The 8,108-nt window shown below is 43.9% G+C and carries 8 protein-coding genes; 1 reads left to right on the forward strand and 7 read right to left on the reverse strand.

Annotated elements, in window-relative coordinates:
- Nucleotides 1-254: 254 nt before the first annotated feature.
- From PN499_RS17530 to PN499_RS17560, 7 genes are all read right to left on the reverse strand, one after another.
- Nucleotides 255-662 (reverse strand): SET domain-containing protein, encoded by a 408-nt coding sequence (locus PN499_RS17530; RefSeq protein WP_272033381.1) that lies wholly within the window; start codon nt 660-662, stop codon nt 255-257.
- Nucleotides 663-763: 101 nt separating this feature from the next.
- Nucleotides 764-1,753 (reverse strand): D-alanine--D-alanine ligase family protein, encoded by a 990-nt coding sequence (locus PN499_RS17535; RefSeq protein ID WP_272033382.1) that lies wholly within the window; start codon nt 1,751-1,753, stop codon nt 764-766.
- 184 nt (nt 1,754-1,937) lie between these two features.
- Complete coding sequence (locus tag PN499_RS17540) at nt 1,938-2,984, reverse strand: inosamine-phosphate amidinotransferase 1 (RefSeq protein WP_272033383.1); 1,047 nt, start codon at nt 2,982-2,984, stop codon at nt 1,938-1,940.
- Between the two features lie 97 nt (nt 2,985-3,081).
- A complete protein-coding gene (locus PN499_RS17545; protein WP_272033384.1) occupies nt 3,082-4,206 on the reverse strand; it encodes a KamA family radical SAM protein in 1,125 nt (374 codons plus the stop codon).
- A gap of 357 nt (nt 4,207-4,563) precedes the next feature.
- Nucleotides 4,564-5,028 (reverse strand): hypothetical protein, encoded by a 465-nt coding sequence (locus tag PN499_RS17550; protein WP_272033385.1) that lies wholly within the window; start codon nt 5,026-5,028, stop codon nt 4,564-4,566.
- A 121-nt stretch (nt 5,029-5,149) separates the two neighbouring features.
- Entirely contained in the window at nt 5,150-5,710 is a 561-nt protein-coding gene (locus tag PN499_RS17555) for a sugar O-acetyltransferase (RefSeq protein WP_272033386.1), read from the reverse strand.
- Nucleotides 5,711-5,812: 102 nt separating this feature from the next.
- A complete protein-coding gene (locus tag PN499_RS17560; RefSeq protein ID WP_272033387.1) occupies nt 5,813-6,466 on the reverse strand; it encodes an MBL fold metallo-hydrolase in 654 nt (217 codons plus the stop codon).
- Nucleotides 6,467-6,497: 31 nt separating this feature from the next.
- On the opposite strand from PN499_RS17560, the gene PN499_RS17565 reads away from it, so the two are divergent.
- Nucleotides 6,498-7,970 carry a site-2 protease family protein gene (locus tag PN499_RS17565; protein ID WP_272033388.1) on the forward strand — a complete coding sequence of 491 codons (1,473 nt, stop codon included), beginning with the start codon at nt 6,498-6,500 and terminating at the stop codon, nt 7,968-7,970.
- Nucleotides 7,971-8,108 lie beyond the last annotated feature (138 nt).

Genomic DNA, 8,108 nt, shown 5'->3' on the forward strand with positions numbered 1-8,108 from the left:
GAAAATCTAGAGGGTCTTAAAGAAAAAGTTTGCGCTTTTCTGGGAGAACTTTCAACAGAAGAAATAGCATCTATAGCCGGATGGGACTATATTTTATCAGCCCTAGCTACTGTTGCATAACTTTGGAGAAATGGTATAAGTTATTGTTTAAAACGAGAGATTTACGACCGGAATGCTCGCAGTTGTGTCTGTGTAAAAGCGTTATTCTAACCAAGTATAGTAAATAATTATTTTATTTCAATTTTACTACAGGTTTATTCCACAGGGTCGAACCAGATAAGAGGTGTTTTATCTTCAGGGTTGCCATTATAATTTATAGTAATTTCTTCTCCTTCTATTATATCGTGCAATGCCCAAAATTCGAGAGCCATTTGCTCGAAATTCTTCACATATACAGCATTTGGTTGAAAAGAATGGTTGTAAATAGAGCCAAAACCTAATATGATTGCTAGCTGGGAATCTTCCCAATTGAAATAGTATTTGTCCAAAATTGTTTGGTAGATAAAATCGGCTTCTTCGGGAGGAATAACCACAACAGGAGATATTTCAATTAATTCTCCTTTTAATAATGGATTTTGTGCAAATACTCCTCTACCTTTTCGCTCAGTCTTGCCAACAATTGTTTTTCCCAGGGTCTTGCCTAGTTCCTGGTAAATATTCATATTCGCCATCGCTTTTCACAAAAAAAATATTACAAAGATCGAGAATTAGTTGTACTGCCTGCTAAATTACTGGAATTTATTTGTTTCACCAGAAAATCACTTTATCCTTTATATCTTTGCCATGCTGATTCAACAATTTCACCAATTAGTTGTGCATATTCTATTCCAGCCAAACGCGCCATAATAATCAGATCCGCTCGAATCGGGTGCAATCCCGATAAAGGATTCACTTCCAAAAACTGCAATTCGCCACTCGCGTCGCAGCGCAACTCAATTCGAGAGGCATCCAGGCAACCCAGACTGTGGTAAACATCCAGCGCTAATTTTCTTGCTTGTGCGGCTAAAGGTTCGGGATCTGTCAGTAACCTATAGGATACTCGATCGAGATATTCATCTTTATTCAGGGCTGTGTAGGCGGCGGTTTCTGCTTTGTCGGTAAAAATTATTTCCATCACGCCGATTACTCTAGCTTGATTACCGTTACCGACAATACCCACCGCGATTTCCCTACCGGGAAGGAAAGTTTCTACTAGAACGGGTTGCTGGAATTCTTCCTGTAGCGCTTGATATACTGAAACTAAATCTTGGCGTTCTTTAACTAGGGATTTTCCTGTTATCCCTTTAGAACTTCCTTCTGCGATCGGTTTTAGGAATAAAGGCATGGGAAGGGATATTGCGATCGCTTGTTCGGATGTACTCACCACTTCAAAGGGTGCTGTAGGCAAACCGAAATCCCGAACTACGCGCTTAGTCATCGCCTTATCAAGGGTAAGGGCGCAAGTAAGCGGGTCAGAAAAGGTATAGGGTTGAGCGAATAATTCGCAGACTGCTGGGACTTGTGCTTCGCGAGAGCGACCTTTGAGTCCTTCGGCGATGTTGAAAATCAAATCCCAGCGATCGCCCTTTGCTAACCTAAGAGCAAGTTCTCTACCATTGCCGATGCGTTCAACTTTGTGACCCAAACCGCAGAGCGTATTTTCTAACCCGATGATGGTTTCTTCATCCTCGAAATCCATGACATTGGTGGCGGTCAAACCGATCTGAAGATACTCTTCCTTAAGGTCATAACACAAACCAATAAAAAGCCCCATACTGTCCAATTTTCTATTTTTAATTTTTTCCACAATTATAACGAACAGATAAGTTAAGCTGTTCAACATTTAAAATAGATTGTAGGGTGCGTCAGTAATAAGCGTTTCCCTTATCAGCGTAAGTGCTAGCTGACGCACCCGCGCTTCCCTTGTTAGTCGTTTAAATGCGTAACAGCTTATTGTGCTAAACATAATAGTCTTCCAGTAAACCTGTGCGTCGCACATCAAGCGTCACACAGTGAAATCCTCCTCCTAATGTTCTCGCGTGTCTTAGTTGCAACGGTATAACATCGACACCACGCTTCTCAAGTTCTCTAATTAGCGGAGTTTGAGCTTTATCAACAATTGCGAGATTAGGATTCACCATCAGAAGGTTCATCCCAATCCACTTCGTGGCAAGACAGGTACTTGTATCACAACCAATATCAACAATATCCTCTAGATAGATGACATCCCACCCTTTGAATAACTCTGGTAGATTGTATTGGCTGACTCGTTCGGCGTTAACTACAACCAAACCAGGGTGAATAGGTACAATTGTGGTGTCTACATGAGTTCCAGAGTAAATATTATCATAAGTATGTATTCTATACTCTTCACCCAAAACAGTTTGAAGCCATAACGCCCCGCATTGATTTCCTGTGCCTGAGATCAGGTAGAAAATATCTCGCCCTAAACGCAATATGTTTGCGGCATCAAATATCGGTTCATAGTCTTTGATTGCCAAAGCACTCGCATCAAGAACATTGTAAATTTCATCACTTAGCTGAGGCTTGGGAGCGGAAATCCATTTAGCTCCACTTTGCAAATAATCTATGAGGATAGTTTTGTAAGACCGCGATTCAAAAAAACGGCAACGGAGTGCCATCGGAGCTTCAATAATCCAAGTCCCCACTGTCACCAAAAGGTCTCTCGGACAATAGTTTGATTGACCATCTGATTCCCAATCAGGAGTGGCAAACTTGACAGAATGATCGGCGATGTCCGGTCGCCGGACGGTCACACCCAGATTTTGAAGTGTTTGTACAAGTTCCTCTAGGTCTTCTTCAGTTTCTTCAATTACTTGATTGTCATAGGGGCCAGAGGGAATGTCCTGAATGCTGGCATATTCTTCTAGGTATTCAACAGCAAAAAGCCCTGGGTCGGGGCAGGCAATGCGTGCATTTGTTGCACGTCCCACAATAATTTCTTCGAGGGAATCCCACTCGTTAAACGCGCTGACTTTACTCATCTATTTATAGTAGCAGTGAATTTCTTTTTTAGAAAAATCTTCAAGCTGGCAACATCCTTAATGAAGATTGAAGCAAGTTATTTAGTAATACTCATTGCTATACTGGATCTACATAAGTGTACGTCTTGCCTTCCCAATTACGCACAGTAGTTTTGCCGTTCTCGTAAGCAATTATGGTGTCAGCTTGAATTGGCACTTTGCCACCACCACCAGGAGCATCAATTACATAGGTTGGTACGGCGTAGCCAGTGGTATGACCGCGCAGTTTAGATATTAGATCGATACCTGTTTGCACGCTTGTCCGTAAATGGGCAGTACCGATAACTGGATCGCATTGGTAGAGATAGTAAGGTCGCACGCGCAGTTTGAGCAAACCGTGAAACAGATCCTTGAGTGCCTGTTCGGAGTCGTTAACACCTTTAAGGATAACCGTCTGACTGCCTAAAGGAATGCCACCATCAGCCAGTAAATCGCAGGCTTGTGCTACTTCCGGGGTCAGTTCCCGCAGGTGACAGAAGTGTAAAGACAGCCATACGCGATGCTTGCGAAGCACGGCAACGAGTTCAGGTGTAATTCGCTGGGGTAAGAAACTCGGTACGCGGGAACCGATACGCACAAATTCAATGTGAGGAATGGCACGTAAGCGCCTAAGTAAGTTGTCTAAAGGCTCATCAGACATCAACAGGGGATCGCCACCAGAAATTAGCACGTCGCGCACTTCGGTGTGTTCCTCTAGGTAGGCGACGATCGCATCTATCCGCCGCGTCACTGGGTGCATTTCGCCTTGGCTGACCACACGCGATCGCGTGCAGTAACGACAGTAGGCGGCGCAAGTGTCTAGGGCAAGCAGTAACACGCGATCTGGGTAGCGGTGTACCAGTCCGGGTACTGGGCTATCCTCGTCTTCGCTGCATGGGTCTACCATATCTGCGCGATCGATTGTAAGTTCTTCCTCCCTTGGAACCACTTGCAACCGTAGGGGGCAAAGGGGATCTTCCGGGTCAAGCAGGGACGCAAAGTGCGGTGTCACAGCTACAGCAAACTTTTCTGGGGCGATCGAAAGTCCTCGTTGTTCGGCGGAAGTGAGCTTTAGCAAACCTTGAAAGTGTTCCAGCTTACTCAACCGATGTCGCATTTGCCAGTGCCAGTCATTCCAGCGATCGGGGTCGTAAGTTTCCCCAAATATCTGACAAATTTCCTCACGCCGAAACCTATTTGTCATAGGTTTAGTAAGGACTTTGTTTTGTTTCATATTTTGTAATTTTTATTTCTTGTCTACCCAGCTCTGTCAATCCTAGCATAATGCCAAACCTGTCTGTAGAAGAAGTTGGTAATTGGTAATTGGTAATTGGTATAAATTCGGCGATCTCAGGAGCTTTTTTAGTAGGAAAACTGGTATTTATTTTGTGGTACGATACAGAAAAAAAGTAAATTGTTGAGCTTCAGCATTTTTAAGGGCGCTGAAGCACAACAACTTACCTAAATGAAGTAGTTATTTAATTTCTGTTCTGAGCTAGAGGATTTTTCGCATTCAATCAACCCTCTTCGGTGGGCAAAGATCGCCCTATATTCTAGATTTCTATAAAACTTTATGAGTATGTGAATGCTGTTTCACATTGTCTTCTGTGCTGACAATCCGAGCAGAATTGAGTACGCGCTTGCGCTCTAAAGAGTAGTTAAAATCTTGTCGCACTGTGCCGACAGGGATATGAGATTGAGCTTGGGGGCGAATTTTGTAAGTCCTTGCGGCCGCGATCGCTCTAAAGCTAAACTCATCACTAAACTGAGCATCAGCGGGAAAATCTGCTGGTAGTTGCAGGGTTTCGCCGTCTAAAACTGCTCCCAAAGTTGTGCCGCAAGCCATTTGATAAGAAGTAGGAATACCCTTGACAATAGCTTCTAAAGCTGCTGAGGGAATAGCTTCTACAACTTTGACTTGGTAAACTTCATTATCTTCTTTGATGAAACAGGTAGCTAAACCGAGTGCCACATAGTCATCAGTACAGAGATCGGGAGCATTGGTATAAACAGTTGCAGTAGTCATAAGTTGAAGGAAGAAGGAAGAAGGAAGAAGGAAGAAGGCCTTTCGGCTTCGCTCAGGGTAAAAATAAGGAAGAGGGAAGAAGGTTAGACCTATCGGTTGATAGTATCATTTCCTGAAGCCATTAAGCTAAATGGCGGATAACTCGGCAAGGATTGCCGGCGGCGACAACATTTGCGGGGATATCTTTGACAACAACGCTGCCAGCACCGATAGTGGTATTGTCGCCAATAGTTACTCCCGGACAAATGATACTACCGCCGCCAATCCAAACATTATTACCAATATAAATCGGTGCGGCGAGTTCTTTACCAGAGAGGCGAATTTCTGGGTCAGTAGGATGATAGGCGGTGTAAATTTGTACGTTGGGGCCGCAGAGTAAATTTTCGCCAATGTTAACGATATTGCAGTCGAGAATTATGCAGCCAAAGTTCATATATAAACCGTTGCCAGCATAAATGTTACTACCGTAATCGCAGAAAAAAGGCGGCTCAATCTCAACTTTTGGGCCGACTGAGGCGAATAATTCTTGGATAATTTCTGATCGTTTTTCGGGTTCTTCTTCGGTGGTAGAGTTGTAGATTCTGGCAAGGCGGCGAGCTCGCTTGCGATCGCGCATTAATTCCGCATCGTAGGCCAAATATAATTGGCCTGCTAACATTTTTTGCTTTTCTGTTGTTTCCATAACTTGAATACAAAATCACAGGAGTTACCACTTTCTGACGTAACGCCGCCCTCTGGGGGGTAAAAACTGCCCAGAGGGCGGCGTTACAAACAATTTTACAAGTCATAAAGTTGCTAAATCCAGACTCGCTAATTGTTCGTAAGCTGTTGCGATCGCTCTTTTCCCGCGCAGTAGTCCCGTATTCGCAGCCGGACAAATATACTGTAGAGTTTCCGGCGAAAAGCGATCGATCAGTAACTTAACGCTTTGTATTTGTCGCGGCCAGTGAAAAGTTTTAGCCGTCCGCAACGGTGTCGGCGCACCTTGCTGATTTGGTAACAAATGCCGTCCCGTAAACAGGACACCGCCACAACCAGCATAATAGAGACAGGACGATCCCGGAGAGTGTCCTGGTGTCCAAATCCCTTGGCAATGGTCACTAAGCGCCCACTCTTGGGAAAATGGCGTTAAACTTAAACCCGGTAACAAATAAGCTTCTTGCTCTTGGATAACGATGTTGCAGCTCATTGCTTGCTGAATCTCCTTCGCCTTACCAATAGCACCCCGATGAGTGAGAAATAGCCAGTGTACGCCGCCGAGAGAGTGCAAAAATGCCTGGTTTGCCTCATCCCACGCGGGACTATCAACCAGAATATTCATTTGGTTTTCTACAATGAAGTAGGCTGTTGCTCCCAGCGTATCCCGGTTAGGTGGGAAAGCAAAGATATTCTCCAGGACGGGCCTGGGTTGTTTGGATGTAGAGCTCTGTTGTGTCAAGGAAACATTTTAACTGACTGGAATAAATATTATGCTATTCCTATTATGGTTGCTACTACTGGGATTAATTACATACTTTTCGTTACAACGGGGTGTTAGTCGCATTACTCGGACTCCCGTATGGGTTTTGTGGTTGGTGATGATGACACCGGGGTTGATTTGGGGTACATGGATTTTAGTTCACGGTTCCAATAAGCCGCTACCTGTAGAATTAGCGATCGCGCCTTTAGTTGTTTGTCCTTGTTTGTACTGGCTGTTGGTACAGTGGGGGCGTAAGGAGATACCAGCGCCCACTGCTGAAGTAGCGATCGCACCTCAAACCCCAGAGAGCGAACAGAAGAAGCCGAAATTACGCCCCATTGACAAACTAGAAGAAGCTAACCTGCGGGATTGTTTTCCTTGGTCAGTTTACTACCTACAAAATTTAGAATTTCGACCCCAATCAGTGATTTGTCGCGGACAATTGCGGACGAATTCAGAGACCGCCTATCAGACAATTAGGGAGAATGTTGAGAAGTATTTTGGCGATCGCTTTCTCGTAATCTTTCAAAATAGTCTTAGCGGTAAACCATTTTTTGCCCTAGTTCCCAATCCTAAAAGAGTTAATGCCCAAAACACTCTCAATAATGAACGTTTAACACGACCATTTTTAGCTCTGGGTTTATTGTTAGTAACGCTGTTTACCACAACAATTGCTGGTACAGAAATTGCAGGTATTACCGAGAAATCTTTGCAGTCCGATCCTGCTCTCTTGCTCAAAGGATTGCCTTACGCGATCTCATTGATGCTAATATTAGGAACCCACGAATCCGGCCACTATCTGGCTGCTCGTTTCTACAAAATTCGCTCAACTTTGCCTTATTTTATACCCGTGCCATTTTTCTTAGGCACTTTTGGCGCATTCATCCAGATGCGGAGTCCAATACCGAATCGGAAAGCTTTATTTGATATCAGTATTGCTGGCCCATTCGCAGGTTTAGTAATCTCGTTACCATTTATGGTTTGGGGTTTGGCTAACTCTACTGTTGTTCCTCTATCCGATCGATCGGGGATATTAAATTTTGAGTCTTTCAATCCCCAGTTTTCGCTACTGGTAGCCTTGTTAAGTAAATTAACACTTGGAAGCAGTTTAACTGCGGAAAATGCTATTAATTTGCATCCGGTAGCAGTAGCAGGTTATTTAGGTTTAGTGGTAACGGCATTTAATTTAATGCCTGTGGGACAGTTGGACGGAGGCCACATTGTCCACGCGATGTTTGGTCAAAAGATTAGCATGGCCATCGGGCAAATTGCCAGATTTTTAATGTTGCTGCTTGCTTTGTTAGAGCCGGGGCTTTTGCTGTGGGCAGTGCTTTTATTTTTGATGCCACTTAACGATGAACCGGCACTTAATGATGTTAGTGAATTGGATAATTTGCGGGATTTATTGGGATTGGTTTCTTTAGGGTTATTGGTGATGATTTTGTTGCCTGCACCGAGGGGTCTTACTGGGTTATTTGGGTAATTTGTAATTGGTAATTGGTAATTGGTAATTGCTAATTGGTAATTGCTAATTGCTAATTGAAGACAGGCTAATAGCTAATTGCTAATTACCCATCTTCCCTATCTTCCCCATCTTCCCCATCTTCCCCCTCTCCTCTTC

This window comes from Kamptonema animale CS-326, assembly GCF_028330895.1.
In the GTDB taxonomy this organism is placed as follows: Bacteria; Cyanobacteriota; Cyanobacteriia; order Cyanobacteriales; family Microcoleaceae; genus Kamptonema; species Kamptonema formosum.

Bases quoted from the DNA above. Each gene is read 5' to 3' on its own strand.
- PN499_RS17530 (WP_272033381.1), bottom strand. From the start codon at position 662: ATGAATATTTACCAGGAACTAGGCAAGACCCTGGGAAAAACAATTGTT.
- PN499_RS17545 (WP_272033384.1), bottom strand. From the start codon at position 4,206: ATGACAAATAGGTTTCGGCGTGAGGAAATTTGTCAGATATTTGGGGAA.
- PN499_RS17540 (WP_272033383.1), bottom strand. From the start codon at position 2,984: ATGAGTAAAGTCAGCGCGTTTAACGAGTGGGATTCCCTCGAAGAAATT.
- PN499_RS17555 (WP_272033386.1), bottom strand. From the start codon at position 5,710: ATGGAAACAACAGAAAAGCAAAAAATGTTAGCAGGCCAATTATATTTG.
- PN499_RS17550 (WP_272033385.1), bottom strand. From the start codon at position 5,028: ATGACTACTGCAACTGTTTATACCAATGCTCCCGATCTCTGTACTGAT.
- PN499_RS17565 (WP_272033388.1), top strand. From the start codon at position 6,498: ATGCTATTCCTATTATGGTTGCTACTACTGGGATTAATTACATACTTT.
- PN499_RS17535 (WP_272033382.1), bottom strand. From the start codon at position 1,753: ATGGGGCTTTTTATTGGTTTGTGTTATGACCTTAAGGAAGAGTATCTT.